Source organism: Candidatus Njordibacter sp. Uisw_056 (assembly GCF_047730085.1).
Taxonomy (GTDB): domain Bacteria; phylum Pseudomonadota; class Gammaproteobacteria; order Pseudomonadales; family Balneatricaceae; genus Njordibacter.
This window is the reverse complement of record NZ_CP159830.1, coordinates 1,497,602-1,522,190: the sequence shown is the minus strand read 5'-3', so window position 1 is coordinate 1,522,190 and position 24,589 is coordinate 1,497,602. Positions and strand designations below refer to the sequence as shown.

Here is a 24,589-nt window from a genome sequence, read left to right as displayed (position 1 = left end):
CACTGTCGGTAGCAAAAAACGCGGCAGCCTAGAGGGTGCCGCGTGGTACTAAAACTATCTTAGTCTAGGAAAGACGTATCGATAGTTACATTGTAATCGGCAAGAGCTGGAGTGTCGCTGGTTGCAAACATGTTACCCATAAAGGCTACCATGCTACGAGCGATACCGTCAGGACCAAAGTAATCACGCTTTTGCTCAGCTACTGTTGGGAAAGTAAAGCCAGACATTTGAGAAGTCGTTGCTTCTTCAGTCATGCCCGCATCCTTAGCAATAACACCTAGCTTAGACTGGTCTGCAGCCCAAGCGGCGTTTGCTTCGTGAGTAACTTCAACAAATGTGCGAACTAAATCAGGGTGTTCTTGGGCAAAAGTCTCGGTTACAGAAATAATGTCGAAGCTACTAATGCCAGCTGCCGCTTTTTCTGCCGGAGTAAGCATAGGTGCGCCAACTTCTTTCATCTTAGCTAATGAGTTAGCACCATAAGCGCAGGCCATTACAACCGCCCCATCAGCCAAAGAAACTGCAGCGTCGGCTGGTTCTTGGTCAACGATTGTTAGTTGAGACACATCAACACCTAAGTTAGACATGGTCATACGAAAACCAAAGTCAGCCATCGTGTTTAGTGGCACTGCAACAGTTTGGCCTTCAAGTTCTGAAGCGTTGTCTTTTGTAATGCCAGAGTCACTGCGAACGATACAATCATCGGCAGCACCGTAAGCTACAGCGATAGCAATCATCTTGATCGGTGCATTTGCATTAACAGCATTGGCGAAAGGTGTAAGGCCTTGTGAGTAGGAGATATCGATATCTCCTGAAAGCATCGCTTCAGTCATGCCTACGCCTGAGCCAAAGTTAGTCCAGTTAACCGTTTCGCCCATAGCGTCGTCGTATGCTTTTTCTACCTTGGCAATTTGGTTTGGTGTTGCCCACTCTAAAAAGTACGCTACATTTACATCTGCAACTGCATTACCTGCTAAGGCAAGCGCAATCGCTGCAGTTGATGTTTTTAATAAAGTTTTCATAACCCTGTTCCTTTTGTTGTCCTTTTACCATGCGGTATTGGACCGATATTGTAGTTATTAGTACAGATTTTAGACCTGTCATAAAGGTTCGGTAAGCTGGACATGGCAGTGGACGCTCATGCTTTACCCAACTGGGGAACGATATTAGAGTGGATATAGACGTGTGAAATAGAACCAAACATTTATTTATCTGGAGCCAAAAAATAAAAAAACTCAATAAACCTTAGAAGAAAACTAAATTAAGCCTTAAATTGACTCTCTAATAAGATGCCAGGCTTGACCTTGTGGCCAGCTTAAATAATCAAAATGCCCCCCCCAGTCACCTAAAACAACTCGGTCTCCATTATTTAAATGATGCACCTGTGGGCGATGAGTATGGCCATGAATAAGCAACCTCACCTGGTGCTGATTCATAACATGGCTAACAGCATCAGCGTTAACGTCCATAATGTCATTGGGCTTCATCGCCGTTAAAGCCTGGCTTTGCTGTCGATAGTCATTGGCTTGTTGCATACGCAATGCAGGGGACATAGCTAAAAAGTCATTTTGCCAACTAAGGTCTCTCACAAGTGAACGGAAGTCCTGATAGCCTATATCGTCTGTGCATAGGGTGTCACCATGCATGAGCAAAACATGTTGGCCATCAAAGTTGACCACTGTAGGGTCATCTAAAATTTGCACCCCTGTAGCTAAGCTAAACTTTGGACCAATTAAAAAGTCCCGATTACCCGCCATGAAAAACACTTTAGTGCCTTTAAGGGTAAGCTGTTTTAAACAGGCAATGGTATCGGCATGAGTGACTAGGCCTACATCATCGCCTATCCAAGCTTCAAATAGGTCGCCCAATATATAAAGTTCGTCATCGGCATTAATTCGTTGCTGACAAAAATCAATTAGTGCACGACTAAGCTCCGGCCGAGCCGGGTGCAGGTGTAAGTCGGCAATGAGCAGGCGACGCAAGGCGTTAGCCCTCTATCATAGTAGCAGATTCAATAACGACTGGATCTGCTGGCACATCTTGGTGGCCAGACTTAGAAGTGGTAGGCACTTTTTTAATGGTGTTAACCACGTCCATACCTTCAACTACTTTGCCAAATACAGCATAGCCCCAGCCCTGTGAGTTTTTGCCTGAGTGGTTAAGAAAAGCGTTGTCACCAACGTTAATAAAGAATTGTGCAGATGCAGAATGTGGGTCCATAGTGCGAGCCATGGCCAATGTGCCTTCATCATTAGTTAAGCCGTTGTCGGCTTCGTTCTCAATGTTGGCGCGGGTTTCTTTTTGATCCATGCTCACGTCAAAACCGCCGCCTTGCACCATAAAGCCGTCTATAACACGGTGAAAAATGACACCATCGTAAAAGCCGTCACGGACGTATTGTTCAAAGTTAGCAGCTGTAATAGGTGCTTTTTCATAGTTAAGTTCAATGGTGATGTCACCAAAGTTGGTTTGCATTAATACATTTGACATGCGGCAGCCTTAGGAAGTAGTTGTTAATAAAGAAAGTGTATTATGAAGCTCACAGCCTATGGATGCAATCGCTGACCTCAGTTTGGCATTTAAATTCCCACGAATTTTGCTAGCAAGGCAGGCTGTAAAAGACATATAATTATTGGTTTTTCACTGCAAGCCTTAAGGAGATCCATTCGTGGCCGAAAAAACCGTCGTACAGGCGTCAAACTTTGTTCGTAATATCATCGCCAAAGATGTGAGAAAGGGCAAGAGTGATGGTCAAGTCGTGACTCGTTTTCCACCAGAACCTAATGGCTACTTGCATGTGGGTCACGCTACTTCGATGCATTTAAATTTCGGCATGGCACACGAGTTTGAGGGACGCTGTAACTTACGTTTCGATGACACTAACCCAGAAAAAGAAAGTGATGAATACATTCAGTCTATCAAACGAGATGTGGAGTGGTTAGGGTTTGATTGGGGCCAAGAAGAGTTTTATGCATCAAACTACTTTGAACAACTGCACACTTTTGCCCTTGAGCTAATCAACACAGGTTTGGCTTATGTCTGTGACTTAAGTCCAGACCAAGCGCGAGAATATCGGGGAAATCTTACTAAAGTCGGTAGGGATAGCCCTTATCGTGAGCGCAGTATTGAAGAAAATTTAGATCTTTTTGCCCGTATGCGAGCAGGTGAATTTGCTGATGGCGAGCGAGTATTGCGTGCCAAAATTGATAACCAATCACCTAATATGAATATGCGTGATCCAATTATCTACCGCATTAGGCATATTGATCATCATCAGACAGGCAATACATGGTGCATTTACCCCATGTACGATTTTACCCATGGGTTATCTGACGCGTTAGAACAAGTAACGCATTCCATCTGCACCCTAGAATTTGAAGATCATAGGCCTTTATACGATTGGTTCATTGACCATGTCACCTTGCCAAGCGGATCGCGTCGTCCGCGCCAGTATGAGTTTGCTCGTTTGGAGCTTAACTACACAATTACGAGTAAACGTAAGCTGAAACAACTAGTAGACAGCCATACTGTTACCGCATGGGATGACCCGCGCATGCCAACAATCTCAGGGATGCGCCGACGTGGTTATACACCAGAATCGTTACGTAATTTCTGTGCAGCAACGCCTGTTGCTCGCAGTAAGGGAGTTACAGATTTTGGGCGTTTAGAATCTAGTGTTAGAGATGATCTGGACTCAACAGTATCTCGGGCCATGTGTGTGCTTCAGCCATTAAAAGTAACTATTTCTAATTGGGTCCAAGACACCACAGAGACCTTGGTAGTGCCAAAGCACCCTAAGGACGATGCCATGGGCGAACGGCAACTAGTGATGTCTAAGCAGGTATATATCGATCAAGCAGATTTTGCTGAGCATCCAGAGGGTAAGTGGAAGCGATTGGCACCAGATCAGTCCGTGCGCCTGCGCGGTGGTTACATTATTACTTGCGAAGGCATTATAAAGGATGCTGATGGCAAAGTGACTGAGCTACTGTGCCGCTATGATGAACATACTTTAGGTAAAAAGCCAGAAGGCTACAAGGTAAATGGTGTAGTGCATTGGGTAAGTGCCAGCCATCATGAATTGGTTAACGTACGATTGTACGATCGCCTGTTTAGCCATGCGAATCCAGATGGTAATAAAGACATTGATTTTATGACCTATGTAAACCCAGACAACCTGCGGTTTATTGAAGGTGCTATGGCAGAGCCTTCTTTAGCGCTGGCCACTGATGGAGAGCGGTTTCAGTTTGAGCGTGAGGGTTACTTTTGTGTTGATAAAGACTCCACGACAGATCGCTTAGTATTTAATCGCACAGTCACTTTACGTGACTCTTGGGCCAAGAAGGGCTAACGGAAAAGTTAATTATGTTGCAGCTTCACAATACGTTGAGTAATAGTAAGGTCCCCTTTACGCCCATTGAGAAAGGTAAAATAAGCTTGTACGTTTGTGGTATGACGGTTTATGACTATTGCCATATTGGCCACGCTCGCGTAATGGTGTCTTTTGATGTGATTACTCGTTACTTAAGGCATGCGGGATACCAAGTTGAATACGTGCGAAACATTACTGATATTGATGACAAAATCATTAAGCGTGCAGCAGAAAATGGTGAGTCTTGTGAGCAGCTAACGAATCGGTTTATTGACGCGATGCATGAAGATGAGCGTGCCTTAAGTGTGTTGCCGCCTAACCAAGAACCCCGTGCAACAGGCCATATACCTGACATTATTGACATGGTAAACATACTTATTACTAAAAACTACGCCTATGCAGCAAGTAATGGTGACGTCTATTATCGCGTTGATAAATTTGAATCATATGGTGCGCTGACTAATCGTAAACTTGAAGACATGAGAGCAGGAGCTCGGGTTGATGTTAACGACGTTAAAGAAAATCCGTTTGATTTTGTGTTGTGGAAAGCCGCAAAAGTGGGCGAGGTGTCTTGGGCTTCGCCATGGGGAAATGGGCGCCCTGGTTGGCACATTGAATGTTCGGCGATGACTAAATGTTGTTTAGGTAACCACTTTGATATTCATGGCGGTGGCCCAGACTTACCTTTTCCACATCATGAAAACGAAATAGCTCAGTCTGAAGCAGCTAATGGTGAAACCTTTGTAAACTACTGGTTACATGCGGGTGCAGTTCGAGTTAATAAAGAAAAAATGTCAAAGTCGTTAGGCAACTTTTTCACCATACGTGAGGTATTAGCCAAATACCCTGCAGAAATCGTGCGCTATTTGCTTACAGCAAGCCATTACCGCAGCCAAATTGATTATGCCGAGGAGGCTTTGGTTGAAGCTCAACGGGCACTAGACCGGCTTTATACCGCAATGGATCAGCTTGAGCTAACCGATGTAGCTCTTGAAGGCCCCTATCTAGATCGTTTTAATGCGGCCATGGATGATGATTTTAATACCCGTGAAGCTATTGTTGTATTGTTCGAGATGGCACGTGAGATAAATCGCCTTAAGCGTGATGCAGACCCCATCGCAGCTGTGCTGGCCAGTCAGATGCGTGGCTTGGGTAATATTTTGGGTCTGTTAGCCCTAGAGCCACATGCCTACTTAAGAGGCCAGGCGGGTGAGGGCGACCTAGCTGATGCAGACATAGATGCTCTGGTTGCACAGCGTCATCAAGCAAAAATAGACCGGAATTTTGCGTTGTCAGATCAAATCCGTGACCAGTTAAAAGAAGCAGGTGTCGTATTGGAAGACAGTAAAGATGGTACTGGCTGGAAACGTGAACTCTCGAATTGAAGTTTATTTTAACAGTTTGGTTTTATTGATAAAAAACCATACAATAAGCTTGACGAAACAGAGCAGCGGCTTTAATATACGCACCTCTTCAACGGCATGAGCCAATTGGCAGTAGCGTTGTGGAGGAAATCGGGGTATAGCGCAGTCTGGTAGCGCGCCTGCTTTGGGAGCAGGATGTCGGGAGTTCGAATCTCTCTACCCCGACCATTATTTACCGCAGTAAAATGCGCCCTTAGCTCAGTTGGATAGAGCAACGGCTTTCTAAGCCGTGGGTCGAGGGTTCGAATCCTTCAGGGCGTACCAACGTCGCAAAGGTATAGCTGGTAAATAATATATTATGTAGTGCCGTAGTGGTGGGCGTAGCTCAGTTGGTAGAGCCCCGGATTGTGATTCCGGTGGTCGTGGGTTCGAACCCCATCGTCCACCCCATTACATACAATAAAGAAGTACGATGAACGCAGGCCTAGCCTGAGTTGATTAAGCGGACGTGGTGAAATTGGTAGACACGCTGGATTTAGGTTCCAGTGCCGCAAGGTGTGAGAGTTCGAGTCTCTCCGTCCGCACCATTCCTAGCCCTCAGGGCATCTTATCTTGTTGTTATACATACGTTTTCTTAAGTTAAGACAAGCGTGGTAGACGTTTTTTCAAAGCACACCTATACTAAATCTGATACATATTACTTGTCTAAGTCCACATCTCGTGATTTAAAGTCTCATTACATCCTTAATCGAATTATTATTTGTCTCAAGGCTAAGTCAGCCAAGAAAGCTGAATTACCGTCTAAATCCCAAACTTAATAAAACCCAATCAACTGTTAAGTAAATGGACACCAAAATACGCCTTAAAAGCCTTTATTTTAGCTTATTCCTTTAGTTTGGTCTAAACCTGTCGATAGTCATTGTACATCCGTCTTTGACACAGCCTCAATCGAACGTTCTTTAGTTCAAAAGTTGTATCGTTATCGTGTTAGTTTATTGACCTTAGGTGTAGTTAATGTGGGAATGGTAATTGGAACAAACGTTGCGTCCTTGACTGCTCAGCGGCATTTGAAAGCTTCACGTGGTGACATGGAAACGTCTATGGAACGCCTGGCGTCTGGTCAACGGATCAACTCAGCTGCAGATGATGCGGCTGGAATGGCCATTGCCAATAAGTTGGAAGTGAAGGTGATGAGCCTTAATCAAGGCATAAGAAATGCCAATGATGGTATTTCGATGATACAAGTGGCTGAAGGTGGCATGGAAGAAATTGGTAATATGCTTGCTCGTATGAAAGAGCTGGCCGTGCAGGCTGCTAACGAAACATACACCGCCGAAAGTTTAACCACAATGGATAACGAATATCAGGGTCTTGTGGTCGAAATTACGCGCATAGCGCAGACAACAGACTTCAATGGAACGGCCCTTCTTTCATCCGCTACCACCACTGGTATTCATGTTGGCGATTCTGCCGATGACTCAATCATATTGTCTTTTCAAGACATTCGCAGTGCTCAGCTTGGTTTTGAATTGATTAGCACAGAGCGTGAAGGAACGACGTCTTATCTCGGTAGCAACAGGTGGATCGTTTCCCTAGACGTAGCGGATACGGTTAAAGCAACTGAGGTTTTAAGAATAACAGTTGATGGAACAGAGATTATTCAAGCGTTCGTAACTGATGCCGAAACCACATTTGATGCCTTGTCCTCAAAGATGCAAAGTAATGCAAAAATAAATGATGCTTGGGATGATATAGGATCAGGTTTTTATAGGTTAAATATAGGGGCGGCTCCTGGGGTAGTAATGACCCTAGAGGTTGTGACCCCGGTCGTTACAAGTGCTACAAGCATAAAAGATAGCGACCTTGCACGTATTGCGATGAGCAGTATTGAGCTGGCGTTGGCTCAGGTGGACGCTTACCGTGCAGACCTTGGTTCACTCTCCAAAAAGCTTGATCATACAGTCTCTAACTTGATGAATCGGGTGGGAAGTCAGTCTACTGCTCTGTCTCGTATTAAAGATGCAGACTATGCGGTTGAATCAGCAAACCTTGCTAAAGCGCAAGTGCTTCAGCAAGCAGGCACTGCAATGCTAGCCCAAGCTAATGCCTCTGGCGAAAGTGTATTACAGCTTTTGAAGTAGCAAAAGGTAGGGTGAAGTTAAGCCATTTTCTATAAAACGGCCAAAAATGGCTAACGTATTGTGGACACCAATATGGAAACGGATTATTGACAATCCCTGGGTGTTGCACGCCACCTCTCTCAATAGGTGGCGTGAGTGGTAACTCAGCAAGCTTCAGTGTGGGAAAGAAGTTCTAAAGGCTATATCAAAGCCGCCTCATCTATGGATAACATACAATAATAGCTTTAGGTCTTGGGTTGGTATTAGACCTTAACATGGGCCAACTACAAAAGTTAATGGTTAAACATCCCTGTGTTTGAAGGGGTACAGGAGGAAAAAGGGAGGGCTTTGATTTGCTATTAAACCCCAATTATGGTGAAAATTTCACGGTAAACATAGCAATCAAAACCTAATCTAATAAAAAATATAGATAAAAGCCAACTTTAGAATGAACTGCACCACTTGAATAGATCAGAATTGAGGAGCCGTTATGAAAAAGTTATTACTTAGCAGTCTTTGTTTAATTGTTAGTTTAATGCCAAACCATCAAGTAATAGCTCTCACTTTCAAAACTGGAGAAGTATTAGGTCCTGATGGCAAAGTATACAAAGGGATGTCCGCCCAAAGTAAAGCAAATTTGGTAGCAAATAATAAGGCAGGGGAAATAGAATCGGGCATATATGGCAAAAGCTTTTATATAATGGTAAATGACATTGTAACTACAATCTTATTGGCTGATTTGATCAAAAAAAATCTGAAGAGCTCATGGAGTTAGTTGGGAAAGCTATCAAAGAAAATGAAACCCTCAAAGACTCACTGTCTCAATTACAATCAGATGAATTTGAAAAATCGTTTGATTCAGCTCTGGGTGAGGTAGGAAAAGAAGTTGACCTTAGCATTTTGCCTAGCATAGGGGGTGACCTTGATAAGGCTTGGGAGAACCTTTTGGGCTAGCAATAATGACTGTGTCCAGACTTTAAGACAAATCAGAGGCATATTCTGGAGATTATAAATTAGGGAATTAATATATACTAAATATATCTTAGTATACTTGTAGCTATTGGTATTCAAAGGCTCTATAAGCCTGAGGGATCTGCTTATAGACTATTAATCACTTACTGGACTTTTAAAGGGCCTGTGGGGTGCCTATACTAGAAGATAGCTTTAACACTTAAGGAGCATTGATTTTTCACTTTAGGGATTGACCTGAAAACGGTTGCTTTGCCTGAGGCTCGTCGTCAGTCTTTGAAAGTAAACCTACGGCTCTTTTTTAAACCAATTGCTATTAAGGTAAACCGCGGGCTACACGTTTAAAAAACAACTTAACCAAGCTATTACTGCGGCCAATAAAACGGGTCACGACAAAGATGATTTTAACCTTATTGCGGGAAATTTTGATCTGCGAACTGTGTTCAAAATCGGGCTGCTTATGGATGTTCTTTAAGGTTAATAAGGCCATACCAATGGCCCATAGGCAAAAGTTGCGGTAGCCCTGTTCAGCCTTTGGGGTCATTAGTGTATAGCTTAAGGCGTCCTGCAGGTGACCATGAGCAATAGCCACCAGTTCCCTCACTCCCCGGTGAAAATCAGGGTTGGTGCGTTGCTTTGATAAATCCTGTAATTCAATGTTGTATTTGCTAAATACATCTTGCGGTAACCAGCAAATTTCACGACCTTGGTCTTGCCAAATATCCTTGAGAATATTGGTCATTTGCAAACCTTGGCCAAAGGATACGGCCAAGGGCATAAGCTGGGCTTTGTTGTGTCTGAGTTTGCTCGAGTAATCGCAGTAGAGCAATGTCAGCATCTCACCAACAATACCGGCCACATGATAACAATAGTCGTTAAGCGCCGGAATATTAGGCAAACCTGAGTGGGGTTGATGGGCCTGATAGTGCATCATACCTTGCACCATAGTGGCTACGCATTGCTGAATAATGCGTTGCTGGGTTGGGCTAAAGCTACGAAATAAACGCAAAATACGCTGACTGTTGGCAATTAAGTCGAGCTCAGCGGGTGCGGTATCTTGGTGCAGCTGCGGCTGTAATTCTGCCACCCAAGCGGTAGTCGACTCTTTGCTCTCTAACAAGCCTGCGAGTTGGTGACTAAAATGTCCTTTTAGGGCTAAGGCAAGCTGTGGATCATCTTCAATAGTATCGGCCATACGACACCATAAATAGGCATTGCCCACCACCTGCACAAGATCCTTTGACAACTGGGGAATAGTTAACGCAAAGGTACGTGATACCCCTTGTAAAATATAGTCTTGATACTCACTGTCCGTATGGCCACTGGTATCTATCAGCCGAAATCGATTCATAGACTAAGTTTAACTGATAATGGTTAACAAGGGTGGGGCTGGCAACCTTAATCTTGAAAATTTCATGAAAATCGACCTTGAGGTCTATACAATGGCTATGTTAAATAAAAGAAACGCTACCCATACTTTTAATCAATTAGGCACATACTTTGAATGAATAGACACATCAGTCATACGTCGTAATAAACCTCATAGCTTAATGTCAAAATGCTTAACCACAGACTCTTTGATTTCCCAGGTACCTTTAAACCCTACGTCTACCACAAAGGCATCCCCTGGGCCTACGTCCATGGGTTGTCCACCATCGGGTGTAATGGTGATACGGCCTTCTATGAGATGAACGAATTCATATTCGGCATAAGTAGCATGATAGGTGCCTGGGGTGGCTGTCCAGATACCAGAAATCATACTGCCATCATTGGATGTATGGAGTATCCAAGTTTTCATTGTAGGACTACCCCGAACAACGGTCCATCCCTCTAAAGTGTCACTAATTACCTCAGTTAATTGTTGATTGTCGAGCTTAAACAAATGCTTCATTAAAAACGTCCTTTTTTCTGTGCCAATAGTACTATAAATACTACTTACATGAGATCGTCATTGATACAGGAAAATATCTGATTTGGCTGCTTCACAAAACACTTCATTGTCATGAGAGCCGCCTATAACCAAAATAGGTTTCTCATTTTCTTTAACTCATCAGACAAATCTTCTCTAGACCATAGGGTTATATAAGCTTTCATTTTATCTGGATTCATATAACTCAAAGGTTAAATAATGCAGTAGAAAAATGGAAAGAATGACCAATCAGCCTTCAGTCTTAAATACTCACATACGTTTTCTTACATTGAAATAAAGTAGTGGTTTATCAAACAGGGCTTAATGTGTGAATCACAGTCGATGTATAAAAGGCCTACAATTTAACGGCTGAGGCGATATTGTTTACTTAAGTTTTAATGTTGGTTAGGCTTACAAATGTTAGTTATTTCAATAACTGAAGCATTAATTTATTCAAGGAGAGCATTATGTCGATAGTTAGAATCACTACAATAACTTTGATTTCTCAAGAAGTAGCAGATGCTGCCGCCTTATCTTATGCTGCGAATGCAGTAAAGGATTTTCCATCAGCAGAACAACTTATTGGCATAAGAAGTGAGGGTAGCAAATTGATCGCAGTATCGATCTATGAGAGCCAAGCAGCGATGGACAAAGCGGATGCCGAAAGGGATAAGCGCATGGCTAACCCAGATATTGTCTCTATGGAAAGTGTTATTGGTGAAGTGACACTTAACCATATAAATTAACCGATTTTGATGACGACGCCAAGTTTAACTAGCGCAGATTATACTTAGCTCGCGAAGCCTTTGTGCTAAAGCAGACTAAACCTCTAAATTAAAGGAATTAAAATGTCTTCCATAGAAATTAAGAATTTTGCTACAGACTCAGATGTAAGTACGCCAAATAATGCCCGTGTTGAAACTGTTAATATTGCTGGGCAGCGTGTTATGAAACTTGTTGTTCAGCCTGGCTGGATATGGTCGAAGGACATCCAGCCTGTTGTTGGGACCCAAAGTTGTGAGGCTAAACATCTTGGTGTTATTGTTGAAGGAACCATTACCTGCCGTCATGATGATGGCACTGAGGCGACATACTCAGCCGGTGATGCTTATTCAATTGAGCCTGGCCATGACGCATGGGTAGTCGGTGCCCAACAAGCTGTTGCTTACGAATTCCATGGTGTTTGGGGTGACAAACATTAACTAAAAAATATGTCTAGAATAGCTAGGGGGTAAGCTTCTCCCTAGCCCCAATTAAATAGGCACAGTTTAACACTGGTTACTTAGGCCTCAGACAACACCTCTTGTTGCGTGGAAGTGCGCATAACGTCTAAGAATTATCTTTCGGGTTGGTTTGCCTTAACCTAAACTAACTTCTCTAGACACCCACAGGCTAAATATTTAAACTCACCAATTTACAATGAATCCGCGCTTATCAATCCAATAAATCTTTATATCAACGTGCCCCAATGTTAGTATTTAACTAATGGATACGTTGTGGATTTTTTTATGGAATTGTCATTAGGTGAACTGTTAAAGAAGGGTGTTGAAGCCCATAAGGCTGGGCAGCTTCAAGAAGCCCAGAGGCTATATACTACTATTATAAATGTACAGCCTAACCATGCTGATGCTAATCATAATATGGGTGTTTTGGCTGTTGGTGTGGGTAAAATACAAGCATCATTGCCTTTTTTTAAAGCAGCTACTGCAGCTAATCCTGCAATCGTTCAATTCTGGTTAAGCTACATTAACGCTTTGATAAAACTTGATCGCACAGCTGATGCACAAGCGGTGTCTGTTAAGGCCCAACAACAAGGATTCACTGGTGAAGCTTTAGATCAGCTAGAAAAAAGTCTCACAAAACAGGGTTTAAAGATCAACAAGAGTGTCGCAGTGCCTTTGGAGGCTGCCGCTATCCCCAAACCCAACATTCTAGATAATATGCAACTCGATCAGGCCTTCAGAGTCGCAAAGCGTGCATCTAAAGGGGGTAATCTAGAACAAGCAAAGACTATTTACCAAAATATTTTACATAAATTCCCACACAATAAACAGGCGCTTAAGGCTCTAAAGTTGTTAACTGGAGTTGTGTTGGTAGCGCAACAAGACCCTTCATCCGAAGAGCAACAATTGATTATCAGCCTTTACACACAGGGAAAATTCAAACAGGCCCTGACTAATGCTAGTAAAATGTTGGATCGTTTTCCAAATTCCTCTCTTCTTTATAATATTACAGGGGCATCAAATGCCGCCTTGGATCAATTTGATGCTGCTGTAAATAGCTATAAAAAGGCTCTAAAAATCACCGCTGATTCACCTGAGACACATTACAATATGGCTGCTGCTCTGAACGATGGAGGGAATGTGGCGGCCGCAATAGAGAGCTATAAGAAAGCGCTAAAGCTTAAACCTGATTATTCAGATGCCTATAAGAATCTGGGTAGTCTTTTCCAGGAAAATAATAGATACAAAGAAGCAAGAGATTGTTTTGACAAGTTAACAGATAGATACTCAGTGGCTAAGGCTTTAGAAAGTACATATTTTTTAGAACATTATGATGATTTTAATGACCGTATTGAATCTATAGCAAAAAAAAATCCTTCCAATATTCGTGTGGCAGCGATGAGCGCATTTGCGGCACATCAAATGGAGCAAACAGATGCTTATCCATTTTGCAAAAAACCCAATGAGCTAATTACATTTAGTAACATAAAAAACCATATCCCTAACCATAATGAATTCATTAATACTCTATTGGTTGAAATGAATGAAAAAAACACCGCTTGGGAACCTAAAAACCATGCCACAGTATCAGGGTTCCATACATCTGGGAATCTGTTTTCTAAACCTAATAAAACGCTTAAGATTTTGGAAAGTGCAATTGAAAAAGAGCTCGAATTGTTCTTAGAAAAATTTAAATCTCTTGATAATGGGCTCATTCAAAATTGGCCCAAACAAAATAATATAAAAGCTTGGTATGTCCGTATGTTAAAAAATGGCCATCAAACGTCTCATATACATTCAGCAGGCTGGGTGAGTGGTGTGTTTTATTTAAAAACTGTAGAGTCGCCTGAAGAGCATGAAGGTGCGATCGAATTTGGACTACATGGTTATGATTATCCGATTGAAAATGAGGACTATCCCCGGCAAATTTATCAACCATGTAATGGAGATATCGTATTGTTTCCATCATCACTTTTTCATCGAACTATTCCAGTTTTAAAAGACGTTGAACGATGTGTGATTGCTTTTGACTTTAAAAGACGTTGAACGATGTGTGATTGCTTTTGATTTTCTTAAGTGAGGCTGGTAAACCTAATGCTTGTAGTGCAATCAGTGCATTTTAAAAACGGCACAAACACCGCTATAAACACTTAATCTTGTCGATTAACTATACACTCTGGTATTTTTAGGCTTAATGTCCTCATTGGTGATAGGGAGTGCTAAAACTATTGCACCGTTGGATATAGTCTATGCCCTGGGTCAGCTGAAGCCATCAGCAAGTATAAGAAGCCAATATATCGACCCAATAGGGTGTCACAGTAATTAAGCGAGTCTGTCTGAGTTTTTAGGTGATTACCATAAAGCGGATACGTATCTACCTCGCTACTTCCACATCGATTCTCCTGTTAATATAATAGCGTTACCGATGATGCGCACACCACATAGCTCAGTAGCCTCAGTATTTAATGCCAAGCTTTTCATCAAACCTTCCTCATCAGCTAATACCTGCATGCCACTTTGTTCAAAAACTAAGGTAGCACGGCCGCCTATCAATGCTTCTGCCTGCGCTAGTGTTGGTCTGAGCATTGGCTTATGCGTCACTGGTTTCATAGTGCTTCTCTCACTTAGTAGTTGTTGGTCCACAAATAGCTATGGTTCCACCTAAACTAAACGGTCTTTAATTCGCCATGCTTTAAGCGGAGTTGTTTAACTCGAGTCTTTTCCTACAAAGCTGAAATTTTCAAATGCGCCAGCATCTAAGGCCTCTCGCATAAGTGCAGAGGTTGCTTTAGTCATCGGTAATACAGGGTTGCCGTGCACCCATACCAATCCTAATGTTTGGGAAACGGTTGGTGATTCAAGTAATTTTTGTTTTGTGTTTGGTAAATGGGCAAAGCGCTTGGGAACAATGGTGGCAAGATCTCCTGCCATGGTATGAAAAGCCAATTGAAAAATAGAATTTGATTCCAAGATTGGCTTACATTGTACACCTGCTGTTTCAAAAGCCTCATCCATCATTTGCCTTTCTCGCATTGATTTAGAAAGTAAGCAAAGTGGTAACTTGCAAGCGTCAGCCCATGAGATAGTTGGGCTATCATCCAACCAATCATTATCGGGAAGCAGTAAATATAATGGTTCTTCGTATAACTCCATGGTGACAAAAGGGTCTAGAGCAGGGTTATCTAGGTCTGTGACACCGATGTCTATTTCAAAGTTTGTTAAGCCCTGAACCAATCGATCGGTGCCTATAAACTGAATATCTAATTGGACAGACGGATAGCGTTGTTGAAAAAGCTGGCTAACAGTTGGAAATAAGGGAGAGCTAAATGGCGTAGCTCCTATACGCAAACGCCCGTTCAGATCACGCCTCATAATGCTAAGCTCCTCCACCATAGCTGACCTGTCAGCTAATAAGCGCTTGGCCCAAGTAACTACGCGCTTTCCTTCTTCGGTGAAGCCTTCAAATTTTTGCTTGCGAAGAATTAATGGGATACCTAACTCTTTTTCTAGGCTTTTAATGGCACTGGATAAGCTGGGCTGAGAAACATGGCATTTTTCGGCTGCTCGGCCAAAGTGCTGCTCTTGTTCTAGTGCAACGAGATATTGGAATTGTCTTAAAAACACGTATAACTCCTTGATTTTTAAATTTAAAGTCAATCAAATGTCATTGATAAAAAATAAGAAATAGCAAATAGTCACGATTTAGTCTATCACCCAGAGCCTGTAAGGTACTAATATCTTGTGCTATAGTTTTAATTCAAACAATAAATTCCATTACTATTATTAGCCTTACTGATACCTTTTATGTTCTTACCACCGCTGTTAACCTTTGTCGTGTTCTTTGTTGGCATCCTAATTGGTAGTGTTGGGGTTGGTGGTGTTTTATTAGTTCCTGCGCTTAAGTTTATGGGTGGCATTTCCCTACACTCAGCCATTCCCGCATGTATGCTTAGTTACATGATTACCGGATCAGTAGGTGCTTTGATATATGCCCGTCAAGGGACTATTAATTGGTTAATGGCAAAGAAAGTTTGCCTAGGTGCTCTCCCTGGTGCCTATATTGGGGCTTTTTTACTACCGTTCTTTCCGGCGGATATCCTTGAATTATTGATAGCTACTTTAATACTGGCTTCTGGAGTTAATGCATTAATTCGTAAATCTGTAGGCCCACAATCCACTCAGGAAACCGAAAAAAACACACCTTTGTTGGTTATTGGGTTAGTTGCAGGAATTGGTTCATCCTTGACTGGCACTGGAGGCCCACTATTATTAATTCCGATACTTATTTGGTTTAAAGTGCCGGTACTAGTAGCCATCGGTTTGTCTCAGGTCATTCAGATTCCTATCTCTGCATCAGCGACTTTAGGCAACCTTTTATATGGTGAAGTTGATATAAAGCTTGCTGTTGTACTTGCCCTAACCATGGTGGGAGGTACCTTAATGGGGGCAAAGTTAGTGCACTATATTCCTGTGGATAGTCTAAAAAAATTAGTCTCTTACCTGTTAATTGGTGTTGGAATAATGATGCTAGTCCGTTTTTAGGTTAGCAGCTTCAAAAACATTAGCCTATCATTTTGTGTTCTGAACTCCAGTAAGTCTCCCTTTTACAACGCCTACCTGTAGGCACAAGCTATCACTTGATAAAAACTATCTGTTTGACTCTTTTTACGTCCACTGCCTATGATTGTTGTTAGTTAAAAGCATATTAATAAAGTGCTTTATATAAAAATCAATTAATGAGCAGGAGAACGCTATGACAGACTTATCAGTACCGAGAAAGAAAATCACTATCAGAGGCCTGCAAAAGAAAATGCAGGAGGGCGAAGGTATTGTGCAAATGGCTATCTATGACTACCGTAGCGCCGTTATTGCTGACCGTCTTGGCATTGATATTTTATGTGTCTCTGATACCGGAGGTATGGTTTTATTTGGTCATGAGTCAACTGTAACTGTTAGTTTTGAAGAAGTAATGATGATGTCACAAGCGGTTGACCGTGGTAGTAAATATGGTTTGCGCATGGTTGATATGCCATATTGGAGCTTTCACGTGTCTCCAGAGCAAGCAGTAGAGAATGCCGGTAAATTTGTATCACGTGCCAACGCCGAAGTGATGAAGTGTGAAGGTAATCAACACCATGCTAAAAACATTGAAGCGATCGTTAAAGCAGGTATCCCAGTTCAGGGCCACATTGGCGTTACACCAATGCGTATGCCTCAGTTGGGTGGTTTTTTTGCACAAGGCAAAACTTCCGACCGTGCCAAAGAGTTAATAGATGATGCTCTGGCAATGGTAGACGCCGGTTGCTTTTCAATTATGTGCGAAGTAACCAGCCAAGAAGTTTGCGAATACTTAACTGAAATTTTAGATGTCCCTGTAATTAGCTTAGGTGCTGGTAATAGGGCGCATGGTGTTCATATTATAACATCGGACTTGTTCCATTTATATGAAGAGCACACGCCACGTCATTCGAAAATCTACACAGACCTCATTCCTATTATGGAAAATGTATTTACTCAGTACCGTGATGAAGTTAAATCACGGGTATATCCTGGTCCGGAGCACACTGTGTATATGAACGACGAGCAGGTAGCTAAATTTGCCAAAGAAATGAACTGGGAAACGAAGTTAGCTGAGCTAGATGCGGCTAAGTCGTAAATGTATTTAACTAAAGTACTTTAACTTATTGACGGGGTAATATTATGTCATCAAGAAACCATGACCAATGGAATGCTACTCCCGACTTGCAACAAGGCGAGTGGGTTGATAGTAAAATTTATTCAGACGAAGAAATTTTCGAAGACGAACTTAAGAAGATCTGGAGCAAGACTTGGATCCCAGTTTGTCACGAATCTGAGCTTAAAGAAGCGTATTCGTTTCGTACTATGACTGTCGCCCGTGAGCCAGTGATCGTGGTTCGTGGCAAAGATATGGTTGTACGTGCGTTTTTAAACGTATGCCCACATCGTGGCAATATGATCGAGCGCCGGCCTTCTGGCAATTATAAGCGTGGAACACCTTCTGGCACTCCTAAGACAATGACATGCATGTTTCATGCATGGAGTTTCGATATGAAAGGTAAGTGTGTAAATATCTCTCGTAAAGCCGAGGGTTACCAAGATCGTTTAAATGAATCTCAGGTTGGCTTACGTGAACTAAAATGCGAAGTATATTTTGGGGGTTTCGTTTGGGTTAGTTTGAACGATGATATTGGCATCACGGTTGAAGAGTTTGCTGCGGGTTCGCTGGACGTTTTGGCGCCTTCTTTAAACCAAGAGCCATTAGAAGTATTTCACTATCATAAAGCTATAATCCCTTGTAATTATAAGTTGTGGCATGACACCAATTGTGAGTTTTATCACGACTATCTGCATTACCACAATCGTATCACCGGGTTCAATGAAGCCTACTTTGCGCGCAAAAATAGTGGTTTTGACGGTGGTCATATCAACGTGGGTAGCTTTGAGGTGCAGTATGATAACTATGAAGGTTCCCACTCTCGTGAGGAATTATCCTTTCCACATCTGCCACCTAATCATTGGTACATGATTGATATGTTCCCTGGCGTTAACTTTAACTTACGAGGCTCAGCTTTGCGGTGTGACCTAATGACGCCACTAGGTCCTAACTCAGTCATGATTGAGTTTCGTGGGCTTGGTTTAGCGAGTGACTCTAAAAAAGATCGGCAAACCCGTATTGACCACCATAACTCCATTTGGGGTCCTTTTGGACGCAACTTGCACGAGGATTTATTAGCAGTGACGGGGCAAGGCTCATCAATGCACCCCATGGCAGAAAGTCGCAAAATTCTTCATGGCAGGCATGAAAACGAAACCATTCACGATGAAAATGGCATGCGTCATTATTATGAGGAATGGGGTAAATTATTAAACCGGTCACCCAGCAACCCAGACGAAAAGTTTAAGCCATACCCTGCATTTAAGGAGCAAGAGGCTCAGCGGGCTGCTGCAGCTGGGAAATAAACATCTCCCTATAACATGCTGGTAGGTTAGCGATTAGTCAGTCTGCCAGCTTTTAAACTAAAAATATGTTTTTGGAGGCTGCCATGGCTGAGAATAAGCACGATTTGAAAGAACAGGTAAGAGAGCTAATTTACAACACCTGTATCCATTTAGACGACCATCAATGGGAACATTGGCACGACAACTGTGCAGACAACTTTAATTACGCCATTAGAGCATTTAGCCCAGAGGTTCAGGCTGACATCAAATACCATGGTGGGGACAAAGAATACATGCAATCAATTACTAGCATGTTAAGTAAGCATAATAGCGACCAGTCTCCACTAAGGCGTCACTGCACGGTTTACCGGGTAGAAATAGCTGCAGATGGTAAATCAGCAGCTGCTATTAGCTCACTTGCTGTCTACCAAACCCAATTGGATGGTATCAACTCGCATGTTGATGCTGGGACTACGAGTGTATTTTTAGTGGGCAGATACAATGACAAATTCATTATTGATGGTGACAGTATTAAGTTCGAAGACCGTGAAGTTCGCTTAGATACGCGCCGTCTAGATAAAGGTACACACTGGCCAATTTAATTTTCACATTTAGCAGGAAGTATAATTATGAGCTGGAAAGCAGCTTGTCCCGTGAGTGACGTAAAGCAAGACACATTAAAAGAGTGCACCATAGATGGAATTGAAATTCTTTTAGCAAATGTTGGTGATGGCTTTAGAGCATACCCACCCGTATGCCCGCATATGGAACAATATTTAGAAGGCTCTGGCATATGCGCAAATAACGTAATGACCTGCGACCGGCATTTATGGCAGTGGGACATGAAGACTGGTGAGCCCTTGGGGCCTGCTGAAAAGCCTTTGCTTATTTACCAAACAAAAGAGGTAAATGGCCAGATTATGGTCTTCCTTGATGAAGAGCTCGAGTACGATTTTGACGATGATGATGACTAATGCTCATAAACCCCACCGTCTTTTTAAAGGTTAATTTGACGTAATTTTTGAGTCCCGTTTATATTGTGATGTGTTGACTGGAGTTAAGTTATGTTGATCGAGATTAAAAAGAAGTCTCAAACCTACCAATTTGAAGCCAATGCAGGGGAGAAATTGCTTTACGCTGGTCTTAGAGCTGGAATCCCTTTACCTTTTGAGTGTGCAACGGGAACCTGTGGTTCTTGCAAAGCGCGAGTAATTCAAGGTGAGGTTGATGAGGGTTGGTCAGAAGCACCAGGAAAAGAGCGTTTCAAAGTGGTTAAACGAGAAATACTGATGTGTCAGTGTAGTGCACAATCGGATTGCAACTTAACTGTGCCCACAAAAATAGTGGCATTCCGTGATGATGATATCAACCCTGATCATCACATCGGCGTGATAACGCAGTACGAAAAGTTGACTGAGGATGTCCTGCGTTTTAACGTTGAGATACCAGCCAGCATTTCATTTCATGCTGGTCAATTTTTCGTTTTACAAGCGCCAGAGGTAGATGGATTTCGAGCCTACTCAATGGTGAATTATTCCCCTGGTACAAACGAACTTGAATTCATTATTAAGCAAAACCCCCATGGTGGGTTGTCAAAATGGATATTCGATTCGGACCGTACCCAAGAAAAGTTAGAATTATTTGGCCCATTGGGTCACGCAACATTTCACCCAGACGAATCACATGATTTGTTTATGATAGCAGGCGGGTCTGGTATCGCTGGTTTGATGTCAATTCTAGAATATGGCCGACAAGTGAATTATTTTAAAAACCGCAAAGTGTCCCTATTTTTTGGTATTCGCACGCCTGCTGATTTCTTTTTTGCTGAAAGGCTAAGAGCAGTAAAGGCAAAATTTCCGGACACCGTTTCAATTAACATTGCATTCTCTAATGCGCCACCCACGGCTGAGCAACTTAGCGGTAATGATGGCCTTATTTATCTTCAGGGCATGGTCCATGAGCATGCGTTGCCAGCCGTTTTGGAAGGTGGTGGGAATGTAATGCACTATTTGGCTGGCCCAGCTCCAATGGTTGATGCGTTAATTAGGCCTCTCATCCTTAACTCTAAAATTCCTGTTCACAGGGTACGCTATGATAAATTTAGCTAATACTGGCTTAAAACTCTTTAGTATTTTTATTCTAATAAACTAGCTTTGTCATTCGTCAGTTAGTTAAAACTAGCATGTTGATTAAACTGACTCGCTTGCCACCACTATAATTATTTATTACTCGGCTAAAGCGTTGACCAAACATTACTCATTTATTGTGTAATCGTTCTTTAGTTTTTGCCACATCATGCCGCAGCATTCCCTCTTAAACACTATAACCATTCCTATATCTTAATCTTATATTTATTATTTATAGTAAATTAGTGTACTCTATTTATCCATTAGCGTAGTTATTATATTCAATACCGACGTATATGATAGGCTTTACCAATCGCTTAATTGAATTGAATGATTTTACAAATAACAATCAATGGTATAAACATTAAGGACAGTCTGGTGCAATGACGTTCTGTATCGGATTGATATTACTTTGCAAATAGAAAAAAAATAAATTAATTTGGAGTATGATCATGAAGCAACAGATTCGTAATATTCAACATAAACTGACGACAGCTGCGTTGGTAATGGGTTTAGCGGCAGCTAGCTCAGTATCTACTGTAAATGCTGCAGAAATAGACTTTGGTAATGTGGGTGACCCCATCGACCTAGTTGTAGGTTACCAGCCCTATTATACCGAGGCATGGTCTGGTGTTGTAATGAAGGGCATGAAATTCTATGAGAAGTATTTGCCAGAAGGGTCAACAGTAGAATTCCAAATAGGTTTGGCAGGTGGCGTTATCGTAAATGCAATGCTAGCAGGCAAACAACATATTGGCTACATGGGTGACATGCCTGCAATCGTTGCAACTACCAAAGAACGTGTTGCAGATGTTCGCATCGTGGCAACAGCCGGCTTAGCGCAAGACCAGTGCAATAATATGTTGGTTAGAACGACTGCTCCCCAATTTGCTAATTCAGACGAAGCGATCCAATGGATGGACGGTAAAACTGTAGCTGTTCCAAAAGGCGCCTGTACTGATCGATTTGCTTTAGCGGTATTTGAAAAGAAAAACATTAAGCCTAAGGAGTATTTAAATCAAAATATCGAAGTCATTACTAGTGGATTTCGTGCTGGAAAACTCGATGCAGCAGCCATATGGGAGCCTACAGCAGCTCGGCTAATTGAAGAAGGTTTAGCACGCAAGGTTGCAACCGGTGCATCAGTAGACGAGAACGACGGTGGGTTCATTGACATGCGAGGGGACCTTATTGACCAACGCCCTGATGTTGTTAAAGCATGGTTGAACGCTGAATTGGATGCTCAACTGTTCATGGCTGATCCAGCTAATACCATGGCTGTGGTTAAAATGGCTGGTGCACAAACTACGGGCTTTGATGATTATGTACTATGGAAGGCAATGGTTGGAAGTACTCCAAAAGCCCAAGGTGGTACAGATGTTCGTAACGAAATGGCATTCGCCATTACGCCAAAGGCCCTAACATTGATCACTACTGCAACGACGTTCTTGCACTCAATCAAGACAATAAAAGTTGATACGTTACGTGACAATGCGATAGAGACTAGCTTTACAGAAGAAATTCTCAAAGAGCGTGGCCTAACTGCACCTGTTGGTAGGATTATGGCGCAACCTGATTCAGCGTTCCCTGGCTAAAATCTGCGCGTAAGCCTTGTAGCTCGGTCCTTTAAAATAATAGGCCAAAGCTACAGCATATTAGCCCTCCCTATCGGTGGGGCTAATATGTGCACACAGGTCTTCGAAGTGACAGCTAAATTCCCTAACAAAAGTTAACGTAGTTCAATGGGAAGCAGCTAGCACCTCGAGTTGCAACCATCCTTGATAAAAAGTCTGTTGGGCTATTCAGGGATTAACCTATTCATTTAGAGATGGACACTATGAGTCAATCTAACACGACAATGAACTTGACAATGTATCGCATGTCATCATGGTTAAAGAGTCCAAAGCCGTATTTAATGTTTATTGGTTTTGGCTTTGTTCTTTCATTTTGGTATTTTTCAGTAGAAGTATGGAAACTTCCACGGTTTCAAGATATGCCAGCACTCACTGAGGTTTTTGAAGAGTGGTTTAGTAAGGATCCTTACTACGGTTTGTCTATTTATACCCCCGAATACTATAAGCATATTGGCATTAGCCTTCGGCGTATTGGTTATGCGTTTTTCTTAGCGACCGCCTTAGGCGTTCCTTTAGGGCTATTTTTAGGCTGGTCTCAAAAGTTAAGAGAATATATTTTTCCACTCTTTGAGCTGTTGCGTCCAATTCCAGTATTAGCCTGGGTTCCGTTAGCAATCATTATTTTTAGTGGCTCAGAAACTCCTGTTATTTTCCTAACATTTTTGGCCTCATTTTTCGCTACCACGCTCAATACAATGCTGGGCGTCGAGTCAATAGATGAGGAATACAGCAGGGCGGCCTATTGCCTTGGTGCAAGCCGGTGGCAAACTTTTATTCACGTTGTAGTGCCCGGTGCAATGCCCTTTATCTTTACTGGATTACAAATTTCTATTGGTGTGGCTTGGTTCTCGTTGGTGGCAGGAGAAATGGTGTCTGGCCAATATGGCTTGGGCTACATAATAAATACTGCTTATATAATGGTTCAATACTCACAAATTGTCATCGGCATGATTACATTGGGCATTATTGGCTACGTAACGAGTGCTTTAGTAAGAGTAGCTGGCGATTATATGATGCAATGGCGAGTGCGTGAACTTGCACTCGGTGGAGATTAATTAATGAGCACTGTAGATAAAACTAATTTAATGCCGACCAAGGGCGCTATTCGAATTGAAGATGTAGTTAAGATTTATGATCCTGAAGGGACTGCTGTGATGGCGGTAGACCACTGCTCTATAGATATCCCTGCCGGTGAAATTTGTATGATTGTTGGCCCATCAGGCTGTGGAAAGACCACTTTATTGAACACCATTGCTGGTTTTCATGGGTTAACTTCTGGGCATATTTATTTAGATGATGAGATTTTATGTGGCCCTGGTAAAGAAAAAGCGGAGCCAGGTTCAGATCGGATTGTGGTTTTTCAAAATGGTGCACTATTTCCGTGGAAAACTAATCTAGAAAATATCGCCTTTGGCCCAATGATGGAAGGCAAACTTAGCAAAGGAGAGATCTACCAAAAAGCCCGGAAAATGATGGTGGATGCCGGTTTGGAAGGAACCGAGGATGCTTATCCAGGGGAAGTGTCATCTGGCCTTAGGCGTAGGGTAGAAATTGTGCGTGCGTTAATGAATGAGCCAAAAGTCTTGCTGTTTGACGAGCCCTATCGAGCCCTTGATTCTTTGACCAAATCAGTTATGCATGAAGCATTGTTAGAAATTTATTATAAGAATAAGGTTACGATTTTTTTTATTACTCATGACTTGGAGGAAGCAATTTTTCTTGGGCACAGGTTGATCATTATGTCCTCACGCCCGTGCAAGCCAAAAAAGATTGTTGAAGTAGATATTCCCCATCCTAGAGATTACAGCGTACTCACAAGTCCCCGTTTTCGTGAAATCATGAATGAAGCTAAAAGCGTGGTTAACGAAGAGGCTCGAAAGGCCTTTGAAGCTGGTGAGAAGGAAGGTTGAAA

The 24,589-nt window shown here is 42.3% G+C and carries 24 protein-coding genes and 4 tRNA genes; 21 read left to right on the top strand and 7 right to left on the bottom strand.

What is annotated here, in order from left to right; genetic code table 11:
- Positions 1 to 59: 59 nt before the first annotated feature.
- From ABXT60_RS07415 to ABXT60_RS07405, 3 genes are all read right to left on the bottom strand, one after another.
- Positions 60 to 1,022: a taurine ABC transporter substrate-binding protein gene (locus ABXT60_RS07415; RefSeq protein ID WP_443629519.1), complete on the bottom strand. Its 963-nt coding sequence runs from the start codon at positions 1,020 to 1,022 to the stop codon at positions 60 to 62.
- A gap of 246 nt (positions 1,023 to 1,268) precedes the next feature.
- On the bottom strand, positions 1,269 to 1,982 hold the full coding sequence (locus tag ABXT60_RS07410) for a UDP-2,3-diacylglucosamine diphosphatase (RefSeq protein WP_443629518.1): 714 nt from the start codon (positions 1,980 to 1,982) through the stop codon (positions 1,269 to 1,271).
- 4 nt (positions 1,983 to 1,986) lie between these two features.
- Entirely contained in the window at positions 1,987 to 2,490 is a 504-nt protein-coding gene (locus ABXT60_RS07405; RefSeq protein WP_443629517.1) for a peptidylprolyl isomerase, read from the bottom strand.
- A gap of 178 nt (positions 2,491 to 2,668) precedes the next feature.
- Here ABXT60_RS07405 and ABXT60_RS07400 point away from each other — a divergent pair, with 178 nt between their 5' ends.
- The 9 genes from ABXT60_RS07400 to ABXT60_RS07360 all read left to right on the top strand — a co-directional run bounded on the left by ABXT60_RS07400 (position 2,669) and on the right by ABXT60_RS07360 (position 8,810).
- The gene (locus ABXT60_RS07400; protein ID WP_443629516.1) at positions 2,669 to 4,351 is read left to right on the top strand and encodes a glutamine--tRNA ligase/YqeY domain fusion protein; all 1,683 of its coding nucleotides are present in this window, start codon (positions 2,669 to 2,671) and stop codon (positions 4,349 to 4,351) included.
- Positions 4,352 to 4,365: 14 nt separating this feature from the next.
- Positions 4,366 to 5,757 (top strand): cysteine--tRNA ligase, encoded by a 1,392-nt coding sequence (gene cysS, locus ABXT60_RS07395; protein WP_443629515.1) that lies wholly within the window; start codon positions 4,366 to 4,368, stop codon positions 5,755 to 5,757.
- A 130-nt stretch (positions 5,758 to 5,887) separates the two neighbouring features.
- Positions 5,888 to 5,964 (top strand) — tRNA-Pro (locus ABXT60_RS07390).
- A 19-nt stretch (positions 5,965 to 5,983) separates the two neighbouring features.
- A tRNA-Arg gene (locus tag ABXT60_RS07385) sits at positions 5,984 to 6,060 on the top strand.
- A gap of 50 nt (positions 6,061 to 6,110) precedes the next feature.
- Positions 6,111 to 6,186 (top strand) — tRNA-His (locus ABXT60_RS07380).
- Between the two features lie 52 nt (positions 6,187 to 6,238).
- Positions 6,239 to 6,323: transfer RNA gene (locus ABXT60_RS07375), tRNA-Leu, on the top strand.
- A 435-nt stretch (positions 6,324 to 6,758) separates the two neighbouring features.
- Positions 6,759 to 7,877, top strand: coding sequence for a flagellin N-terminal helical domain-containing protein (locus ABXT60_RS07370; protein ID WP_443632085.1), 1,119 nt, complete (start codon positions 6,759 to 6,761; stop codon positions 7,875 to 7,877).
- Positions 7,878 to 8,346: 469 nt separating this feature from the next.
- On the top strand, positions 8,347 to 8,631 hold the full coding sequence (locus ABXT60_RS07365) for a hypothetical protein (protein WP_443629514.1): 285 nt from the start codon (positions 8,347 to 8,349) through the stop codon (positions 8,629 to 8,631).
- Entirely contained in the window at positions 8,622 to 8,810 is a 189-nt protein-coding gene (locus ABXT60_RS07360; protein WP_443629513.1) for a hypothetical protein, read from the top strand. The genes ABXT60_RS07365 and ABXT60_RS07360 overlap by 10 nt, the downstream gene beginning before the upstream one ends.
- A 331-nt stretch (positions 8,811 to 9,141) precedes the next feature.
- Here the strand turns inward: ABXT60_RS07360 and ABXT60_RS07355 are convergent, their stop codons facing one another.
- Positions 9,142 to 10,176 carry a phytoene/squalene synthase family protein gene (locus ABXT60_RS07355; protein ID WP_443629512.1) on the bottom strand — a complete coding sequence of 345 codons (1,035 nt, stop codon included), beginning with the start codon at positions 10,174 to 10,176 and terminating at the stop codon, positions 9,142 to 9,144.
- A gap of 189 nt (positions 10,177 to 10,365) precedes the next feature.
- A complete protein-coding gene (locus tag ABXT60_RS07350; protein ID WP_443629511.1) occupies positions 10,366 to 10,716 on the bottom strand; it encodes a cupin domain-containing protein in 351 nt (116 codons plus the stop codon).
- Positions 10,717 to 11,201: 485 nt separating this feature from the next.
- On the opposite strand from ABXT60_RS07350, the gene ABXT60_RS07345 reads away from it, so the two are divergent.
- The 3 genes from ABXT60_RS07345 (at position 11,202) to ABXT60_RS07335 (ending at position 14,003) form a co-directional block, all read left to right on the top strand.
- On the top strand, positions 11,202 to 11,480 hold the full coding sequence (locus ABXT60_RS07345; protein ID WP_443629510.1) for a hypothetical protein: 279 nt from the start codon (positions 11,202 to 11,204) through the stop codon (positions 11,478 to 11,480).
- A gap of 102 nt (positions 11,481 to 11,582) precedes the next feature.
- Positions 11,583 to 11,936 carry a cupin domain-containing protein gene (locus ABXT60_RS07340; RefSeq protein WP_443629509.1) on the top strand — a complete coding sequence of 118 codons (354 nt, stop codon included), beginning with the start codon at positions 11,583 to 11,585 and terminating at the stop codon, positions 11,934 to 11,936.
- A 306-nt stretch (positions 11,937 to 12,242) separates the two neighbouring features.
- The gene (locus ABXT60_RS07335) at positions 12,243 to 14,003 is read left to right on the top strand and encodes a tetratricopeptide repeat protein (RefSeq protein ID WP_443629508.1); all 1,761 of its coding nucleotides are present in this window, start codon (positions 12,243 to 12,245) and stop codon (positions 14,001 to 14,003) included.
- Between the two features lie 336 nt (positions 14,004 to 14,339).
- On the opposite strand, the gene ABXT60_RS07330 is transcribed toward ABXT60_RS07335, so the two are convergent.
- On the bottom strand, positions 14,340 to 14,567 hold the full coding sequence (locus tag ABXT60_RS07330; RefSeq protein WP_443629507.1) for a hypothetical protein: 228 nt from the start codon (positions 14,565 to 14,567) through the stop codon (positions 14,340 to 14,342).
- Positions 14,568 to 14,663: 96 nt separating this feature from the next.
- The gene (locus tag ABXT60_RS07325) at positions 14,664 to 15,581 is read right to left on the bottom strand and encodes a LysR family transcriptional regulator (RefSeq protein ID WP_443629506.1); all 918 of its coding nucleotides are present in this window, start codon (positions 15,579 to 15,581) and stop codon (positions 14,664 to 14,666) included.
- Positions 15,582 to 15,761: 180 nt separating this feature from the next.
- Here ABXT60_RS07325 and ABXT60_RS07320 point away from each other — a divergent pair, with 180 nt between their 5' ends.
- The 9 genes from ABXT60_RS07320 to ABXT60_RS07280 all read left to right on the top strand — a co-directional run bounded on the left by ABXT60_RS07320 (position 15,762) and on the right by ABXT60_RS07280 (position 24,587).
- Positions 15,762 to 16,499, top strand: a complete 738-nt coding sequence (locus ABXT60_RS07320; protein ID WP_443629505.1) for a sulfite exporter TauE/SafE family protein — start codon at positions 15,762 to 15,764, stop codon at positions 16,497 to 16,499.
- Between the two features lie 211 nt (positions 16,500 to 16,710).
- Positions 16,711 to 17,613: a 3-methyl-2-oxobutanoate hydroxymethyltransferase gene (gene panB, locus ABXT60_RS07315; RefSeq protein ID WP_443629504.1), complete on the top strand. Its 903-nt coding sequence runs from the start codon at positions 16,711 to 16,713 to the stop codon at positions 17,611 to 17,613.
- 44 nt (positions 17,614 to 17,657) lie between these two features.
- Positions 17,658 to 18,938, top strand: a complete 1,281-nt coding sequence (locus ABXT60_RS07310; RefSeq protein ID WP_443629503.1) for an aromatic ring-hydroxylating oxygenase subunit alpha — start codon at positions 17,658 to 17,660, stop codon at positions 18,936 to 18,938.
- 83 nt (positions 18,939 to 19,021) lie between these two features.
- Positions 19,022 to 19,519 carry a nuclear transport factor 2 family protein gene (locus tag ABXT60_RS07305; protein ID WP_443629502.1) on the top strand — a complete coding sequence of 166 codons (498 nt, stop codon included), beginning with the start codon at positions 19,022 to 19,024 and terminating at the stop codon, positions 19,517 to 19,519.
- Positions 19,520 to 19,546: 27 nt separating this feature from the next.
- On the top strand, positions 19,547 to 19,891 hold the full coding sequence (locus ABXT60_RS07300; RefSeq protein WP_443629501.1) for a Rieske 2Fe-2S domain-containing protein: 345 nt from the start codon (positions 19,547 to 19,549) through the stop codon (positions 19,889 to 19,891).
- A 90-nt stretch (positions 19,892 to 19,981) separates the two neighbouring features.
- Positions 19,982 to 21,025 carry a 2Fe-2S iron-sulfur cluster binding domain-containing protein gene (locus ABXT60_RS07295; protein WP_443629500.1) on the top strand — a complete coding sequence of 348 codons (1,044 nt, stop codon included), beginning with the start codon at positions 19,982 to 19,984 and terminating at the stop codon, positions 21,023 to 21,025.
- 470 nt (positions 21,026 to 21,495) lie between these two features.
- Positions 21,496 to 22,638 carry an ABC transporter substrate-binding protein gene (locus ABXT60_RS07290; protein ID WP_443629499.1) on the top strand — a complete coding sequence of 381 codons (1,143 nt, stop codon included), beginning with the start codon at positions 21,496 to 21,498 and terminating at the stop codon, positions 22,636 to 22,638.
- A gap of 242 nt (positions 22,639 to 22,880) precedes the next feature.
- Positions 22,881 to 23,732 carry an ABC transporter permease gene (locus tag ABXT60_RS07285; RefSeq protein WP_443629498.1) on the top strand — a complete coding sequence of 284 codons (852 nt, stop codon included), beginning with the start codon at positions 22,881 to 22,883 and terminating at the stop codon, positions 23,730 to 23,732.
- 3 nt (positions 23,733 to 23,735) lie between these two features.
- The gene (locus ABXT60_RS07280) at positions 23,736 to 24,587 is read left to right on the top strand and encodes an ABC transporter ATP-binding protein (protein WP_443629497.1); all 852 of its coding nucleotides are present in this window, start codon (positions 23,736 to 23,738) and stop codon (positions 24,585 to 24,587) included.
- Positions 24,588 to 24,589: the final 2 nt, after the last annotated feature.